Raw genomic sequence first — 15552 nt, forward strand, 5'->3', positions numbered from 1 at the left:
TTCACTGGCCGCCTGCGGAGGCGGTCGCTAGAGTGCCGCCATGGGGGAGGACGTCCAGGCGCAGGAGTTCACCCGCGCCGATCGCACGCGTCACCGCGAGAAGGTCCGGCGCAACCTGGACGTGTTCGCGCGCATGCTGCGCGAGGCGCACTTCGACACCGACGACCCCATGACCGGCCTGGAGGTCGAGCTCAATCTCGTCGACGACGCCGGCGACCCCGCCCTCCGCAACGCCGAGGCGCTGGACGCGATCGCGGATGCCGCGTTCCAGACCGAGCTCGGGCAGTTCAACGTCGAGATCAATGTGCCACCCGCCCGGCTGCGGCTGGACGGGCTGCGCACGTTCGAGGAGGGCCTGCGCCGCAGTCTCAACAACGCCGAGGCGAGATCGTCGACGGTGGGCGCGCACCTCGTCATGATCGGCATCCTCCCCACCCTCGCCGAGGAGCACCTGCGGCCCGCGAGCATCAGCGCGAACCCGCGCTACCGCCTGCTGAGCGAGCAGATCCTCGACGCCCGGGGCGAGGACATCTCGATCTCGATCGCGGGTCCCGAGCGACTGGACGCCACGGCGGACTCGATCGTCCCAGAGGCGGCGTGCACCAGCATGCAGCTGCACGTGCAGACCTCGCCGGAGTCGTTCGCGGCGTACTGGAACGCCTCGCAGGCGATCGCGGGCGTGCAGCTGGCGGTCTCGGCGAACTCCCCGTACCTGCTCGGCCGTGAGCTGTGGCGCGAGACGCGGATCCCGCTGTTCGAGCAGGCCACCGACACCCGCAGCGAGGAGCTCAAGGCGCAGGGCGTGCGGCCGCGGGTGTGGTTCGGCGACCGCTGGATCACATCCGTCTTCGACCTCTTCGAGGAGAACGTGCGGTACTTCCCGCCGCTCCTTCCGATCGTGCACGACGAGGATCCCATGGCGGTGCTCGACGCCGGCGGCATCCCCGGACTGGACGAGCTCCGCCTCCACAACGGCACGATCTACCGATGGAACCGCCCGGTCTACGACATCTCGGCCGGCGTGCCGCACCTGCGCGTCGAGAACCGCCTGCTCGCGGCCGGCCCGACCGTGGTCGACATGGTCGCCAACGCCGCGTTCTACTTCGGTCTCGTCCGCGCGATGGCCGAGAACGACCGGCCGCTGTGGTCGCAGCTGTCGTTCAGCACGGCCGAGGAGAACTTCCACACCGCCGCCCGAGACGGCATCGACGCGCAGCTCTACTGGCCGGGCGTCGGGCAGGTGCCCGCCACCGAGCTGGTGCTGCGACGGCTGCTGCCGCTGGCCCACCAGGGACTCGAGGCGTGGGGGGTGGAGGCATCCGTCCGCGATCGCCTCCTCGGTGTCATCGAGGGGCGCTGCATCACCGGCGTCACCGGGGCCACCTGGTTCGTGAACAGGGTGCATGAACGAGCCGGCATGGAGCGGTACGACGCCCTCCGCGCCACGCTGCGCGAGTACCGCGAAGCGATGCACGCCAACGAGCCCGTGCACACCTGGGCGTGACCCGGTTGCCGGGTGCGAACCCCGGCGGGTCGCTCAGCCGGCGAGCGCGGCCGCGCGCCAGTCCGTCAGCACGCGGGCGGCCGCACGCGTGTGCGACCAGGGCATCTCGGGGACCTCGAGACGCCCGTCCTGGAGGACCCGCGAGAGCGCGTCGGCCTCGGCCGCCATCGGCTGCACCACGGGGAGCTCGACCACCCGCTCGTCGCCGTCGCGCCGGATGAGCAGCGCATCGGGGCTCGCGGTGCGGCTCCCCCACGCGTTGGGCAGCACGACCTCCGCCTCGGCGAAGGTGAGCACGGCGGTGTCGGACAGGTCCTCGATCACCGAGGTCGCGATCGCGGCCGTCAGGTCGCCGAAGCGCAGTTCCGCCGAGGCGGTGCCGTCGACGCCGCCGACCACCCGGGCCTCGAACCGGCCATACTCCGGGTCGATCGGCCGGCCGGATGCCGCGGCCAGGTCGATCGCGAGCGCCAGCGGATAGCACCCGACGTCGAGGATGGCCCCTCCCGCCAGCGCAGGGTCGAACAGGCGTCCCTCGCGGGTGCCGGCGTCGAAGCCGAACGCGCCCTGAACGCGCTGCAGCTCGCCGAGCTCGCCACCACGGGCGAGTTCGCGCAGCGCCTCGGCGAACGGGCCGAACCGCGTCTTGAACGCCTCGAGGAACGGACGCTGCACTCGTTGCGCGGTGTCGAGGATCCGCTCCACCTCGTCAAGCGTCGGGCTCGCGGGCTTCTCGCACAGCACGGCCTTGCCGGCCTCCAGCGCGCGGACGGCGAGGTCGGCGTGGGTGGTGTGGACGGTGCCGACGTAGACCGCGTCGACGTCATCGCGGGCGAGGATCTCGTCGTAGGTCCCGGATGCCGTCGCGCCGTGCTCCGCGGCGAATCCCGCCGCCCTGTCCGCCGACGAGCTGCCCACCGCGTGCAGCACTCCGCGCTCGGACGCGCGCAGCCCCACGACGAAGTCCCTGCTGATCGCGCCGGGGCCGAGCACTGCCCATCTCGTCTTCACCATGACCCGATCGTAGCCAGCGCCGCGCCGCAGCCCGCTCGGGAGTCCTCACGCGCCGTCCGGGCCGTCAGGCGACGGGCTCGGCTGCCTCCTTCGCCGCGCGGGCCGAGGATCGCACCGCGCCCATGCTCGCGGCGATGACGAGTCCGATGCCGAGCACCTCGAGCACCGTCATATGTTGTCCGAGGAATATGAAGCCGGCCAGCGCCGCGGTCGCGGGAGCGAGGCTCATCAGGATCGCGAACACGGCGGCCGGAAGCCGCCGCAGCGCGATCAGCTCGAAGGCGTACGGGATCGTCGACGACAGCACGGCGACGGCCGCGCCGAGGGCGACCAGGTCGAGCCGCAGCAGTGCGGGTCCGGCATCCGCGATGCCGAACGGCAGCGAGACGATCGCGCCGACGGCCATCGCGAGGGCCAGCCCGTCGAGCCTCGGGAACGCCCTGCCGACGCGGGCCGAGGCGAGGATGTAGAACGCCCAGCTCGCCGCGGCGCCGAGCGCGAACAGCACGCCGAGCGGATCCAGGCGATCCCAGCCACCCCCGCCGAGCGCGATGACGCCCGCCAGCGCGAGGAGCGCCCACAGCCAGGCCGATGCCCTCCGGCTCGCGACGATCGAGAGCACGAGGGGCCCGAGCACCTCGATCGTGACCGTGACCCCGAGCGGCAGCCGCTCGAGCGCGAGGTAGAAGAGCGCATTCATCAGCGCCAGCACGAGGCCGAAGAGCGCGACCGCCGTCCAGTCCGGGCGCGAGTGCCCGCGGAGCCGCGGACGGGCGATGAGCAGCAGGATCGCCGCCGAGAACACCAGCCGCAGCATGACCATGCCGAGGGGCCCGACCTGCGGGAAGAGCAGGACTGCGAGCGAAGCGCCGACCTCCTGACAGGCGAGTCCCGCGACCACCAGGAGGATCGCCGGCGTCGAGCCGGAGCCGCTCGCCCGCGCCGGGGCGTCCGAGTGGCCGGAGCTCGGCACTACGCCGCCGGCGGTGCGCACACCGCCGCGGCGGCGATCGCCTCGTGATACTGCTCAGGGGTCCAGGGCAGACCCGCGTCGGGGGCCGTCTCACCGTCGGCGGCGGGGGTCTTGGATGCGATGGCCGCGAGCTCCCACGCGAGGTACTCGCCGATCGCCGCGGACGCCGTGGAGCTGTTCAGCACGACCGCGACCGTCAGCCCAGTGGCCGGGTCGGCGAACGCGGCGGTGAGGTATCCGGGCACCTTGCCGTACTGGCCGACGAGCGAGCCGGCGATGATCGCGCCGCCGTCGGCGTTGAGCCACGTCGGCGCGTCGGGCGCAACCGGCACGGGATCGCCGAAGCGGTCGTCGTCCTCGACCAGTCGACCGGTCGCCAGCGCCTGCACGTACCGTCCGAGGTCCTCGATGTCGGTGACCACGCCGCCGTCGGTGAAGCCGGTGGTCGCCGAGACGCCGGTGAGGTCGACCGGCGCCGCGCAGTCCAGCACACCTTCGGCGTTGTTCACCGCCTGGCCGCCCTGGAGCACTCCGGAGTCGGGCAGCGGGCCCAGCGCGGTCGCCTCCAGGGCGAGCGGGCCGGCGACGTACCGCTCGATCAGGTCCGCGGCCGTTGCTCCCGTGGCGCGCTCCAGGGCGAGGCCCAGCAGCACATAGCCCGCGTCGGAGTCGCGGTACGCGACGCCGGGCTCCGTCGTGCGGGGCTGGCCGAGGCCGAAGCTCGCGAGATAGCGGGGATCCCAGCTGCGCTCGGGGTTGGACAGCCACAGCGGATACAGCTGCGTGCCGTACGAGCCGATGCCCGACGTGCCGTCGCAGAGCTCGGAGAGGCTGACGTCGGCGAGGTCGGGGACACCCGAGACGTAGTCCGCGACGCTGTCGCCGAGCTTGACGATGCCCTCCGCGGCGACCTCGTACAGCACGTCGCAGGTCATCGCCCGGGTGACCTTGCCGGCGCGGAACACCTGGTCGGCCGTCACCTCGCCGCCGCCGTCCGGCCGCTGGGCGCCGACACCGGTGACCCAGCTCCCGCTCCAGGGCGCCCAGACGCCCACGATCGCGCCCGAGGACCCGGTGGTCGTCATGGCGTGGGTGACGGCATCCGTCATCTGCTGCACGGTCTCGTCCGAGAAGGAGGCGGTCGACTGCACCGGGGCGTCGTCGGCCTCGACCTCGCCGCCGAACGAGCAGCCGGCCAGCACGAGGGCTGACATCAGCGCACCGCCGATGACCGCGATGGCGCGGCGACTTCTGGAGCGGGTCCGCATGCTCACCCCCCGATGATCGTGCATGAATTCAAACACACGACAGCCGGTGTCGTCGCACCCCGATCCGTATGGTATGAGCATGACCCATCGGTTCGACGATGCCGCCCTGGCGGGCGTGCTCGGCCACATGAACGGCGACCACGCCGGCGACAACCTCCTCATCGCCCGCGCGTTCGCCCCGCAGGCCGCGACAGGCCCGGACGCGATCGCATCGTCGCGGATGACGGGCTTCGACGGCGAGAGGGGGATCTGGGAGGCCACCCTCACCGACGGGTCGGTGATCGAGGTCGCCGTGCCGTGGCCGGGAGGACCCATCACAGAGCGCCCCGAGGTGCGGCGCGAGATCGTGGCGCTGTACGACGAGGCATGCCGCCGGCTCGGGGTGCCGCCCCGACCGCACGCGTAGAAACTCTTGTTAGGTTCGCCTTATCTTCAGTTACCATGAAGGTATGAGCGACCCGATCCCGTTCTCCGCCGCACTCCGCGAGCGCTCGAGTCGCGCGCACTCGTCGAGCGAGACGGCCGGCTTCATGTCCGACCTCATGACGGGGGAGGGCACGCGCGACGACTACATCGCGCTGGTCGTCCAGCACTGGTTCATCTACGAGGCCCTCGAGCGCGCCGCGAGCCGCATGCGCCACGATCCGATCGCCTCGGTGTTCATCACCGACAAGCTCACGCGCCTGCCGGCGCTCGAGGCCGACCTCGGGTTCCTCATCGGGCCGGACTGGCGCGAGCGCATCGAGCCGCTGCCGACGACCCGGCGCTACGTCGAGCGGATCGACCAGGTCGGCGCCACGTGGCCCGGGGGCTTCGTCGCCCACCACTACACGCGGTATCTCGGCGATCTGTCGGGCGGGCAGTTCATCGGCCGGCTGATGTCGCGCCGCTTCGGCTTCGAGACCAACGGCATCGGCTTCTACCTCTTCGACGACATCGCCGACCCCAAGGCGTTCAAGGACGTCTACCGCGAGCAGCTCGACGCCGCCCCGTGGGATGCCGCCGAGCAGGAGCGCGTCATCGACGAGGTGCTGCTGGCCTATCGCTTCAACACCGAGCTGTTCGAGGACCTCGCCGCCGCCAAGGCCTCCCAGGTCGCCTGAGCCGGCAGCCGGCCGCCGGCAGGCTCAGGTCACCGGCATGCCGCGCACGGCCGAGGCCATGAACCGCTGCACGTCGGGGTCGACGCGGATGTCGCTCGGGCGCAGCGGTCGCGACAGGTACAGTCCGTCCAGCGAGGTCAGCCTCGACAGGGCGACGTACGTCTGCCCGGGGGCGAACGCGCCCGAGCCGAGGTCGATGATCGCCCGGTCGTAGGTCTTGCCCTGCGACTTGTGGATGGTGACCGCCCACGCCAGGCGCAGCGGGAACTGGGTGAACTCGGCGACGATGTCGCGGGTCAGCTGCTTCGACCCCGGATCGTACGAGTAACGGTACTTCTCCCACACCGAGGGCTCGACGTCGAACTCCTCGCCCTCGACGTCGACGCGCACCGTCTCGCCGGCGATGCGCGTGACGGTGCCGATGGTGCCGTTGACCCAGCGCGGCGGCTCGCCGAAGGACTGCGTGTCGTTGCGCAGGAACATCACCTGGGCCCCGACCTTGAGCTTGAGCTCGAGGTCGGCCGGGTACGCGGCATCCCCCCGTCCGAAGTCGCCGCTGACCTCCGCCATCGCCGTCTGCTCGCGCCCGATGAGCTCGGTCAGATGACGGCGGTTGATGTTGTTGACGATGTCGTTGCGCGTGGCGAGCGTGATGATCGGGTGCTCGCCGTCGCGCGGATCCGGGGGAGTGCGCGCACCGGTGTCGTTGAGGACCTGGGCGATGTCGGCCGTCACCCGGCCATACCGGACGGCGTTGAGCATCGCCTTGAACGCGGGGTCGCTCTGGCGGTGGATGTCGATCAGCTCGCGGACGTTCAGCCCGGCGCCGTACGAGCCGACGTCGAGGATGCCGTCGCTCGCGGCCTCGCCGACCCACACCTTGGCGTCGAAGAACCAGAACGAGCGGTAGTGGTCGCGCACGTAGCGCAGCTCGTCGCCGCGGGGCGGCACGGGCGCCAGCTGGTACGGGTCGCCGAACATGACGATCTGCGTGCCGCCGAAGGGCTCCGCCCGGCGGCCCCGCGCCTTGCGCAGCGACCGGTCGATCGCGTCCATGAGGTCGGCGTTGACCATCGAGATCTCGTCGATGACGAGCGTGTCGATCGCGTTGAGCAGCTTGCGCGTCGCGTCGGACTGGTCCTCGTCGTGCGCGCCGATGATGCCGAGCGGCAGCTTGAAGAGCGAGTGGATCGTCTGGCCGTCGACGTTCAGGGCCGCCACGCCGGTCGGCGCGCACACCGCGATCTGCTTGCCGGTGTTCCAGGCGAGGTGCTGCAGCAGCGTGGACTTGCCGGTGCCGGCGCGTCCGGTCACGAACACGTGCTCGCGTGTGTCCTCGATGAGACGGAACAGCGCCTCCTGCTCGGCGGAGAGGGGCGGCGTGTTCACCGATTCATGCTAACGAGCCGACACCGCCTTCCGGCGCCCCGGCGCCGGATCGGTGGACGACCCGCGGCCGTCCACAGCGGACTCCGCCTCCCGCCAGACGCCCGTTCCCGCCACCACCTCGTCCATGATCGCCCGGAACCGCGGGCACGTCGTGATGTCGTGCGACCGGCAGTTCAGCGCGTGCTCGGTCATCCGCCGCGACCGCTCCATGTCGGCCATGCGGCGGTCGAGGTCCGCGAGATGCTCCTCGAGGACTCGATGGCGCTCCGGTGCCCGCTCGTCCAGCAGCACGCCGATCTGCTCGAGGCTCATGCCGGCGTTCCGGCTGCGGACGATGACGCCGATCCGCACGAGGTCGTCGTCGCCGAACCGCCGGCGGTCCGCGCCGTCCCGCGCCGGCCGGAGCAGTCCCATGCCCTCCCAGTGCCGCAGGACGTGCGTGGGCAGCGAGAACCGGGCCGCCGCCTCGCCGATGGACAGACTTGACTTCATGTCGACATGAAGTCACAGGATCGATCCCGACGCAACCCGACGAGAGGATCACCCCATGTACGACGTCATCGTGATCGGCGGCGGCCCGGCCGGCCTCCAGGCCGCGCTCACCATCGGCCGCATGCACCGCGACGTGCTGCTGCTCGATTCCGGCGAGTACCGCAATGCGACCGTGGACCACGCGCACAACCTCATCACCAACGACGGCCGCAGCCCCGCCGAGCTGCGCCGCCTGGCGCGTGAGGAGCTGGCGGCCTACCCGACCGTCGAGGTGCGCACGACGACGGTCGCCGCGGCCTCCGGCGCGCTCGGGGACTTCGCCGTGGCGACCGCCGAGGGCACCGAGCACGCCCGCCGCCTCGTGCTGGCGACGGGCATGCGCGACGAGCTGCCCGCGGTGCCCGGCCTCGCGCAGCAGTGGGGGAGGCGGGTCGCGCAGTGCCCCTTCTGCCACGGCCACGAGTTCGCCGGCGAGCGCGTCGCGATCCTCATCGAGGGCGACCACGGGCTCATGATCGAGCGGATGCTGCGCCCCGTCGTCGCCTCGGCGCTCATCGTGCGCCCGGCCGACCTGGCAGAGGTCGCCGAGGTCGGCGGCGGGCTGGAGCTGACGTACGCCGACGGGCGCGTCGAACGGGTGGCCGGTGTGTTCACCGCCGCGACGGCGAGCCAGCGGGCGCCCTTCGCCGCCCAGCTCGGCTGCGCGGACCTGCCCGGGGGCGGGGTGGAGGTCGACCCGCTCGGCCGCACCACGGTGCCGGGGGTGTACGCCGGCGGCGACATGGCGCACCTCGCGACGGTGCCCGGGCCGATGGTGTCCCTGGCTGCCGCGATCGCCTCGGGCCAGCTCGCCGGCGCCAGCGCCGTGCGCGACGACGTCATGGAGTGACTCGGGCGACAGACGCACAGGGGCCTCCCGGTCAGGGGTTTCTAGACTGTTGCCGTGGACCAAGGGGCGGTGGACACGGCAGCCGGTCGCGCGAGGGCGCCATCGGTCGATTCCGCGGGCCGCACCGCCCCCGCGGGCACGGCCCCGACGGCGACGCTCATCCGGCCGCCTCACAAGCGCCGCCGCTCGAACCTCGCTCTGGACCTCAGCCTTCTCGGCCTCGTCGGCCTGCTCCTCGTCGCAGCGCTGTTCGCGGCCTGGGGCGCGGTGGAGCGGCACTTCTACAGCCCCGTGGCGTTCGTGGAGGGCTACGTGCGCCTGCTCGAGCAGGGACGCGCCGCCGACGCCCTCGCGGTCCCGGGTGTCCGGGTGAGCTCGGCCGAGCTCGAGGCGGCGGGGCTTCCGCCCACCGCCTCCGACGCTCTGCTGCGCAGCGACGCCCTCGCCCCCATCGACGATGTGCGCGTGGTGTCCGAGGAGCAGGACGGCGACGTCACGCACGTGACGGTCTCGTACCAGGCGCGGGGCTACGAAGGACGCACCACGTTCTCTGTCGAGCGGGACGGGTCGATCGGCCTTGCGCCGACGTGGCGATTCGCCGAGAGCCCGCTCGCGGTGATGAACCTGGCGGTGACAGGCTCCATGGCCTTCGACGTCAACGGCTTCGAGATCGACAAGCGCCAGGTCTCGCCGGAGGGGGCGGATGCCGACCCCGCGGCGCCCGTCTCGCTGCTGGTCTTCTCACCCGGCCTGTACTCCGTGTCCGTCGACACGGCGATCTCGAGCACCCCCGGCGTCGCGGTGCTGTCCGACAGCCCGTTCCAGGCCATCCCGGTGAACGTGCAGGCGCAGCCCACCGAGGAGTTCGTGCGAGTGGTCCAGGAGAAGGTCGAGGAGTTCCTCACCGGCTGCGCGACGCAGGAGGTGCTGCAGCCCACCGCGTGCCCGTTCGGCTACTTCGTGCAGGACAGGATCGCGTCGCTCCCGGAGTGGTCGATCGTGCAGCAGCCCACCGTCGAAGTCGAGCCGAACGGCGCCGGCTGGTCGATCCTGCCCGCCGAGGCGGTGGCGCACATCCACGTCGACATCCGCTCGCTCTTCGACGGCAAGGTCCGCCAGATGAGCGAGGACGTCCCCTTCATCGTCAAGGGCGAGATCACCGTGCGGCCCGACGGCAACGTGGCGATCGTCGTGACGGGTCCCGACACCACCTGATCGCGCTCCCGTCGGCCAAGATGGTGCCGAGGAGCCGACGATGAGCGCAGTCGACAGGATCGCCCGCTGGGTCCCGGGCGTGGCGACCGCCCGCGCGTACGAGCGGCGGTGGCTGTGGCCGGACATCCGGTCCGGCCTGGTCCTGACGGCTCTCCTCATCCCGGCCGGGATGGGCTACGCCGTCGTCGCCGGGCTGCCCCCCGAGACCGGGCTGTACGCCACCATCGTCCCGCTGCTGGCCTATGCCCTCTTCGGCCCGTCGCGCGTGCTGGTGCTCGGCCCGGACTCGGCGCTCGCACCGATCATCGCCGCGGCGATCCTGCCTCTCGCGCTCGGCGACGAGCCGCGGGCGGTCGCCCTGGCCGGGCTGCTGGCGATCATGGTCGGCGTGCTCCTGCTGCTGGGCGGCATCCTCCGCCTGGGCGTGGTGACCGACCTGCTGTCCAAGCCCATCCGCGTCGGCTACCTCAACGCGATCGCCGTCATCGTGATCGTCTCCCAGCTGCCGACGCTGCTGGGGTTCTCGATCGACGCCGATTCGCTCTGGCAGCGTGTCGTCGCCATCGGGCAGGGCGTCGCCGGCGGGATGGTGGACCCGCTCGCCGTCGCCTTCGGCGTGGGCTCCCTCGCGGTGATCCTCATCCTCAAGCCGCTGCGCCGGGTCCGCATACCGGGCGTCCTCGTCGTCGTCGTGGTCGCGACGGCGCTCACGGCGATCTTCGGGCTGTCCGATCGGCTCGCCGTCGTCGGCGCGCTCCCGCAGGGACTCCCGGCTCCCGCCCTCGGCGGCCTGCAGTGGAGCGACGTCCTGGCGCTCGTCCTCCCGGCGGCGGGCATCGCCCTCGTCGCTTTCACCGACACGGCGGTCCTCTCGCGGACGTTCGCCGCACGCCGCGGCGAAGACGTCGACGGCAGCCAGGAGATGGCCGGGGTCGGGATCGCGAACATCGCCGGAGGCCTCTTCGGCGGCTTCCCCGTCTCCGGCTCGTCGTCGCGCACACCGGTGGCCGAGCAGTCCGGTGCCCGCACGCAGCTCACCGGCGTCGTGGGCGCGGTGCTCCTGATCGTCTTCATCCTCGTGCTGCCGGGCCTCACCGACCACCTCCCGTCGGCGACGCTGGCCGCCGTCGTCACGAGCGCGGCCATCGGCCTCATCGACCTGCGGGGCTTCACCCGGCTCGTCCGCATCCACGCCGTCGACGCGGTCCTGTCCGCCGCCGCGTTCCTCGGCGTGCTCGTCTTCGGCGTGCTCGAGGGCATCGTCATCGCGATCGGCCTGTCGTTCGTCGCCTTCGTCAACCGGTCATGGCGTCCGTACAAGGCCGAGCTCGGCCTGGTGGAAGGGCTGCGCGGCTACCACGACCTCTCGCGCAACCCCGATGCGAAGCGCATCCCCGGCGTGGTCATCGTCCGCTTCGACGCGCCCCTCTTCTTCGCGAACGGCGGCGTCTTCGACGACTGGGTGCGCTCGCGCGTCCGTGCCGCCGGCGACGACGTGCACACCGTGATCCTCGCCGCCGAGCCGATCACCGACATCGACACCTCCGCCGCCGACGAGCTCGTCGAGCTCGACCAGTACCTGCAGGTGCGCGGCATCCGCCTCGTGATCGCGGAGATGAAATCACCCGTCGTCGACACCCTCGCCCGGTTCGGCCTCACCGGCCGGTTCACGCCCGACCGCTTCGCACCCACCGTCGGCGCCGCGGTCGACGCGCTGACGGGCACCCTGCGCACCGACATCGCCGGCACCAACCCGGACGAGGCGCCCCGTCCCTCGCCCGGCACGGATCCCGGCGCGGGCGACCTCGGACGCCCGCCTGCGCCCTGACCAGCGGCGTGCGACCGTCTCAGCGGCCGGAGCCGGCCTTCGCGTCCTTCTCGGCGAGCTCCGCCAGCCGGGCGTTGTACGCCTCCAGCTCGGCGTCGCCGGTGCGGTCGGCGTGCCGGTCGCGTCGCTTCGTCTCGCGCGCATCGCTCCGGCTCCACTGGATCGCCACCGTGATCGCGAGGATGAGCGTCGGGATCTCGCCGATCGACCACGCCACACCGCCGCCGGTGTACTGGTCCTCCAGCGGAGTCGCGCCCCACGTGCGCCCCATGGATCCGAACCACTCGGCCACCATGAGGCCCTCCTGCATCATGATCGCGATGCCGAAGAAGGCGTGCATCGCCATGACGCCGATGAGCAGCAGGAGACGCCCGGGATAGGGAAGCCGGTAGGGCACCGGGTCGATGCCGATGAGCGAGAGCACGAAGAGGTAGCCGGTGATGAGGAAGTGGGCGACCATCCACTCGTGCCCGAGGTGGTCGTAGAGCGACCAGCGGAACAGATCGGTGTAGTAGAACACCCACAGCGAGCCGACGAAGAGCCCGGCCGCGACGAACGGGTGGGTCAGCACGCGGGCGACCGGGGAGTGCACGGCCCAGAGGATCCACTCCCGGCCGCCGCGGGTGCCGTCGTCGCGCTTGCGGATCGCCCGCGCAGCGAGGGTGACCGGAGCCCCCGCGACCAGCAGCAGCGGGATCGCCATGGTCAGCAGCATGTGGCCGATCATGTGCATGCTGAACAGGTAGTCCTGGTAGACGTTGATCACACCGCCGGTCACCCACACGAGCAGCGCCATGCCCGCGACCCACAGGACGGTGCGGTACACCGGCCACGCGTCGCCGCGACGGCGCAGGCGCCACACGCCGGCGAGGTAGAAGAAGACCGCGAAGGCCGCCACGACGGCCCACAGCAGGTCGACGTTCCACGCGGTGACCCAGCGCTCGATCGTGAGCTCCGGCGGCAGCGGCGCCCCGGTGAGCCGCTCGGCCGGGGTCGGCGTCGTGGGAATCAGGGGCTCGACCGGCGGGGGCGTGCGGGCGAGGGCGGCCGCCGCACCGCTGGCCACGCCCATCAGGGCGAGCTCGAAGACGACGAGGCTCCAGAACGCGCGGGAGGCGGCCGCGGTCGTCAATCTGCCGATGAGCCGCGCGCGATACCAGGCGCCGAACAGCCCGAGCCCGATGAGCGCCACGATCTTCACCGCGAGGATGACGCCGTAGGGCGACAGCAGGGCCGACCAGTCCTGCAGCCCGATCGCCGCCCGCACGGTGCCCGAGAACGCCACGACCGCGAACGCGGCGAGCGCGATGCTCGAGTAGCGGGCGACCGTGTCGGCCGTGGCGTCGCGGGACTGCAGGGGACGCACCACCACGATGAGCAGCAGGCCGCCGAGCCACACCGCGGCCGCGATGATGTGGAGGATCAGCGCGGTCATGGCCTCGTGGTGGAACGCCTCTTCGCCCGAGTGGCCCTGCGTGCCCATGGGAACGAGGGATGCCGCGGCCAGCAGCGCGACGAAGAGCGTCGCCGTCCACGAGCGCACCGCGAAGGTGAGGACCGTGAGCGCGGCGCCGGCGACCGTCGTGATCAGCCAGGTGCGACCCACCTCGGTCTCGACGATGAAGCGGCCCAGCAGCGCGCCGAACTCCGGCCCCATGCTGATCACGGGGTTGAACGCGTCGACGAACGTGAGGAATCCGGTGGCGCCCGCGGCCATCGTGAAGACGGCCGCCGAGATCGACGCGGTGTCCAGGGCGATGTCGAACTCGCGTTCGCCGGCTCGCAGCGTGAAAAGCGCGGTCACGAGGACGCCGACCATGCCCGCCGCGGCGAGGTTGACCACGAGCTTCGCGGTGGGAAGGCTCCAGCGCACCACGGGGCCGGGATCCGCGATCGCGAGCGGCGCGGCGCCGCCGCCGTGCGCGAGCGCCCACACCATGGTCGCGAGCGCGGCCACGACGAGGATCGCGGGCCCGGCGGCCCGCAGGGCGCGGGAGTTCACCGCTCCAGCCTACGTTGCGCCGGGTGGGCGGCCGGTCGGGTCGGGAGGCCGTGCGCCGGCCCGTCGCGGCGCCTGCCGGGCGGACGAACAGAAGAGGGGATGCCGCGGGTCGCGGCATCCCCTCTTCTCGAGGTCTGCGTCGGATTACTTGACGGCGGCCTTCAGCTTCGAGCCGGCGGTGACCTTGACGCGCTTGCCCGCGGGGATCTTGATCTCCTCGCCGGTCTGCGGGTTGCGGCCGGTGCGGGCCGAGGTGGCGACCTGCTCGAAGGCGAGCCAGCCGGGGATCGAGACCTTGCTGCCGTTGGCGACCGCGTCGGAGACGGTGGAGAAGAGGGAGTCGAGCACGCCCGAGACGGCGGACTGGCTCTGGCCGGTCGCGCTCGCGATGCTCGCGACGAGCTCGGTCTTGGTGATGGTCTTGTCGGCCATTGGTTGTGTCCTCCAAAGACGACGAGTGCCGTCTTGTCATTGCTCGGACCGGATGGCGTAGCCCCCCGGCTGGTCCTGTCGACCGGGACCGAATGTACCCGACGACGCCGACAGAACCGCGTATTTCCGCGGTTTTCGGAGGTTTCTGGCGGTGTGTCGCGTGATTTCTGGGGCTCCTGTGGCCTCTGGGGCCGGATTTCGCCCACCGCGATCACTTCCCGTGGGCCACGGCCGGGCCGCTGTCGGGGCCGTCCGCGGCCTCAGGCGTGCAGCCGGCGAAGCGCCGTCACCACGTCGTCGTGCCAGCGCCGGGCGGCCGGCAGCACGCCGGTGAAGATCGGGGTGTCGTGCGTGACGCCCTGGTACCGCACGACGCTCGCGTCGACCCCCGCGGCGCGCAGAGCGGCGCCGTAGGCGTCGCCGTCGCCGCGCAGCGGGTCGTACTCGGCGGTGAGGATGACCGCCGGCGGAAGGCCCTCGTGCGATGCCGCGCGCAACGGGGACGCGTAGGCGTCGCGCGCGTCCTGGGCGCGGGGGAGATAGGTGCGCGCGACCGAGCGGAGCTCGCGCAACGCCAGGAAGCTCGGGATGCGCAGCGCTCGAGTGGCGCGCAGATCCAGGTGTGCACCGGTGAGGTCGACGACGGGCACCTCGAGCACCTGCAGGCGGAGCGGATGCCGCGCGCGATCGCGGTTGACGAGGGTGAGCGCCGCGGCGATGTTCCCTCCCGCCGAGACCCCCAGCAGGCCGATCCGATCGGCGTCCACGCCCACCTCGCCGGCGGCTCCGAAGAGCCAGTCCAGTGCAGCGTAGGCCTGCTCGACCTGCACCGGCCAGCGGTGCTCCGGCGCGAGCGCATAGTTCACGGCGGCGATGGCGACGTGGGCGTCGATGCACCGGCGGCGGTAGGCGGCATCCGTCGTCGGATAGTCGATCCCCCCGATCCGGAACGCGCCGCCGAAGAACGCCAGCACCGCAGGCACCGGCGCGTCGCCCACGACCGGCGGGTGATAGATCCGCACGCGCACGGACGGATGCCCCGGCACGGCCACCTCGTGCTCGGTGGTGCGCACCTCGGGGCCCGGCGTCCCGACCGTGCGCAGCTCGGTGCGGTCCCATGCGATCGCCGCACGGCGGTGCCGGGCACGGGCACGGGCGCGGGATCGGGACCGATGCTCGGCATGGGGCGTCGCCGCCCCGGGCTTCAGCGCCGTGGGGTCCGCGTGGGACGTGGCGTCCGGCGCGGGCTTGTCGGAAGCCTTCGCCGCGGCAGGAGCCGCCGTCCCGCCGCGGTCGAACGGCCAGAGCGCTGCGAGTCTCGATCGCACCGAGCCGAGAGCCTGATCGAACATGTACCTGCGGTGCACCCGCAGGCGCTCCTCGAAGAACGGGTCGAGCGGCATGATCCTATCTTGCGTCGAGAGCGCCTGCCGTCGGTGCTCC

General features: G+C 72.0%; 14 protein-coding genes. 6 read left to right on the top strand and 8 right to left on the bottom strand.

The window, feature by feature from the left end; translation table 11 throughout:
* Positions 1–40 precede the first annotated feature (40 nt).
* Positions 41–1504: a glutamate-cysteine ligase family protein gene (locus tag ACWGUG_RS02470; protein WP_452323740.1), complete on the top strand. Its 1464-nt coding sequence runs from the start codon at positions 41–43 to the stop codon at positions 1502–1504.
* Positions 1505–1537: 33 nt separating this feature from the next.
* Here the strand turns inward: ACWGUG_RS02470 and ACWGUG_RS02475 are convergent, their stop codons facing one another.
* The 3 genes from ACWGUG_RS02475 to ACWGUG_RS02485 form a co-directional block, all read right to left on the bottom strand.
* On the bottom strand, positions 1538–2518 hold the full coding sequence (locus ACWGUG_RS02475; protein ID WP_378879092.1) for a Gfo/Idh/MocA family protein: 981 nt from the start codon (positions 2516–2518) through the stop codon (positions 1538–1540).
* A gap of 64 nt (positions 2519–2582) precedes the next feature.
* On the bottom strand, positions 2583–3491 hold the full coding sequence (locus ACWGUG_RS02480; RefSeq protein WP_336394113.1) for an EamA family transporter: 909 nt from the start codon (positions 3489–3491) through the stop codon (positions 2583–2585).
* The gene (locus ACWGUG_RS02485) at positions 3491–4759 is read right to left on the bottom strand and encodes a serine hydrolase domain-containing protein (protein ID WP_452324185.1); all 1269 of its coding nucleotides are present in this window, start codon (positions 4757–4759) and stop codon (positions 3491–3493) included. Before ACWGUG_RS02485 ends, ACWGUG_RS02480 begins: the two co-directional genes overlap by 1 nt.
* A 79-nt stretch (positions 4760–4838) precedes the next feature.
* On the opposite strand from ACWGUG_RS02485, the gene ACWGUG_RS02490 reads away from it, so the two are divergent.
* Positions 4839–5165: a DUF2470 domain-containing protein gene (locus tag ACWGUG_RS02490; RefSeq protein ID WP_452323741.1), complete on the top strand. Its 327-nt coding sequence runs from the start codon at positions 4839–4841 to the stop codon at positions 5163–5165.
* A 43-nt stretch (positions 5166–5208) separates the two neighbouring features.
* Complete coding sequence (locus ACWGUG_RS02495; protein WP_378879098.1) at positions 5209–5862, top strand: biliverdin-producing heme oxygenase; 654 nt, start codon at positions 5209–5211, stop codon at positions 5860–5862.
* Positions 5863–5886: 24 nt separating this feature from the next.
* On the opposite strand, the gene ACWGUG_RS02500 is transcribed toward ACWGUG_RS02495, so the two are convergent.
* Positions 5887–7251: an ATP-dependent DNA helicase gene (locus ACWGUG_RS02500; protein WP_336394110.1), complete on the bottom strand. Its 1365-nt coding sequence runs from the start codon at positions 7249–7251 to the stop codon at positions 5887–5889.
* A gap of 9 nt (positions 7252–7260) precedes the next feature.
* A complete protein-coding gene (locus ACWGUG_RS02505; protein ID WP_336394109.1) occupies positions 7261–7743 on the bottom strand; it encodes a MerR family transcriptional regulator in 483 nt (160 codons plus the stop codon).
* A gap of 55 nt (positions 7744–7798) precedes the next feature.
* Here ACWGUG_RS02505 and ACWGUG_RS02510 point away from each other — a divergent pair, with 55 nt between their 5' ends.
* The 3 genes from ACWGUG_RS02510 (at position 7799) to ACWGUG_RS02520 (ending at position 11675) form a co-directional block, all read left to right on the top strand.
* Positions 7799–8632 carry an NAD(P)/FAD-dependent oxidoreductase gene (locus tag ACWGUG_RS02510; protein WP_452323742.1) on the top strand — a complete coding sequence of 278 codons (834 nt, stop codon included), beginning with the start codon at positions 7799–7801 and terminating at the stop codon, positions 8630–8632.
* Positions 8633–8791: 159 nt separating this feature from the next.
* On the top strand, positions 8792–9847 hold the full coding sequence (locus tag ACWGUG_RS02515) for a hypothetical protein (protein ID WP_378880211.1): 1056 nt from the start codon (positions 8792–8794) through the stop codon (positions 9845–9847).
* A gap of 40 nt (positions 9848–9887) precedes the next feature.
* Positions 9888–11675, top strand: a complete 1788-nt coding sequence (locus tag ACWGUG_RS02520) for a SulP family inorganic anion transporter (protein ID WP_452323743.1) — start codon at positions 9888–9890, stop codon at positions 11673–11675.
* A gap of 19 nt (positions 11676–11694) precedes the next feature.
* Here the strand turns inward: ACWGUG_RS02520 and ACWGUG_RS02525 are convergent, their stop codons facing one another.
* The 3 genes from ACWGUG_RS02525 to ACWGUG_RS02535 form a co-directional block, all read right to left on the bottom strand.
* Positions 11695–13677, bottom strand: coding sequence for a cytochrome c oxidase assembly protein (locus ACWGUG_RS02525; protein ID WP_452323744.1), 1983 nt, complete (start codon positions 13675–13677; stop codon positions 11695–11697).
* A 144-nt stretch (positions 13678–13821) separates the two neighbouring features.
* Positions 13822–14109, bottom strand: a complete 288-nt coding sequence (locus ACWGUG_RS02530; protein WP_336394104.1) for an HU family DNA-binding protein — start codon at positions 14107–14109, stop codon at positions 13822–13824.
* Positions 14110–14369: 260 nt separating this feature from the next.
* Positions 14370–15512 carry an alpha/beta hydrolase gene (locus ACWGUG_RS02535; protein WP_452323745.1) on the bottom strand — a complete coding sequence of 381 codons (1143 nt, stop codon included), beginning with the start codon at positions 15510–15512 and terminating at the stop codon, positions 14370–14372.
* Positions 15513–15552 lie beyond the last annotated feature (40 nt).

The organism is Microbacterium sp. NPDC055455 (assembly GCF_053619935.1).

Coding starts and splice junctions, on each gene's coding strand:
- ACWGUG_RS02470 (WP_452323740.1), top strand. CDS start 41: ATGGGGGAGGACGTCCAGGCGCAGGAGTTCACCCGCGCCGATCGCACG.
- ACWGUG_RS02475 (WP_378879092.1), bottom strand. CDS start 2,518: ATGGTGAAGACGAGATGGGCAGTGCTCGGCCCCGGCGCGATCAGCAGG.
- ACWGUG_RS02485 (WP_452324185.1), bottom strand. CDS start 4,759: ATGCGGACCCGCTCCAGAAGTCGCCGCGCCATCGCGGTCATCGGCGGT.
- ACWGUG_RS02490 (WP_452323741.1), top strand. CDS start 4,839: ATGACCCATCGGTTCGACGATGCCGCCCTGGCGGGCGTGCTCGGCCAC.
- ACWGUG_RS02495 (WP_378879098.1), top strand. CDS start 5,209: ATGAGCGACCCGATCCCGTTCTCCGCCGCACTCCGCGAGCGCTCGAGT.
- ACWGUG_RS02505 (WP_336394109.1), bottom strand. CDS start 7,743: ATGAAGTCAAGTCTGTCCATCGGCGAGGCGGCGGCCCGGTTCTCGCTG.
- ACWGUG_RS02510 (WP_452323742.1), top strand. CDS start 7,799: ATGTACGACGTCATCGTGATCGGCGGCGGCCCGGCCGGCCTCCAGGCC.
- ACWGUG_RS02520 (WP_452323743.1), top strand. CDS start 9,888: ATGAGCGCAGTCGACAGGATCGCCCGCTGGGTCCCGGGCGTGGCGACC.
- ACWGUG_RS02530 (WP_336394104.1), bottom strand. CDS start 14,109: ATGGCCGACAAGACCATCACCAAGACCGAGCTCGTCGCGAGCATCGCG.
- ACWGUG_RS02535 (WP_452323745.1), bottom strand. CDS start 15,512: ATGCCGCTCGACCCGTTCTTCGAGGAGCGCCTGCGGGTGCACCGCAGG.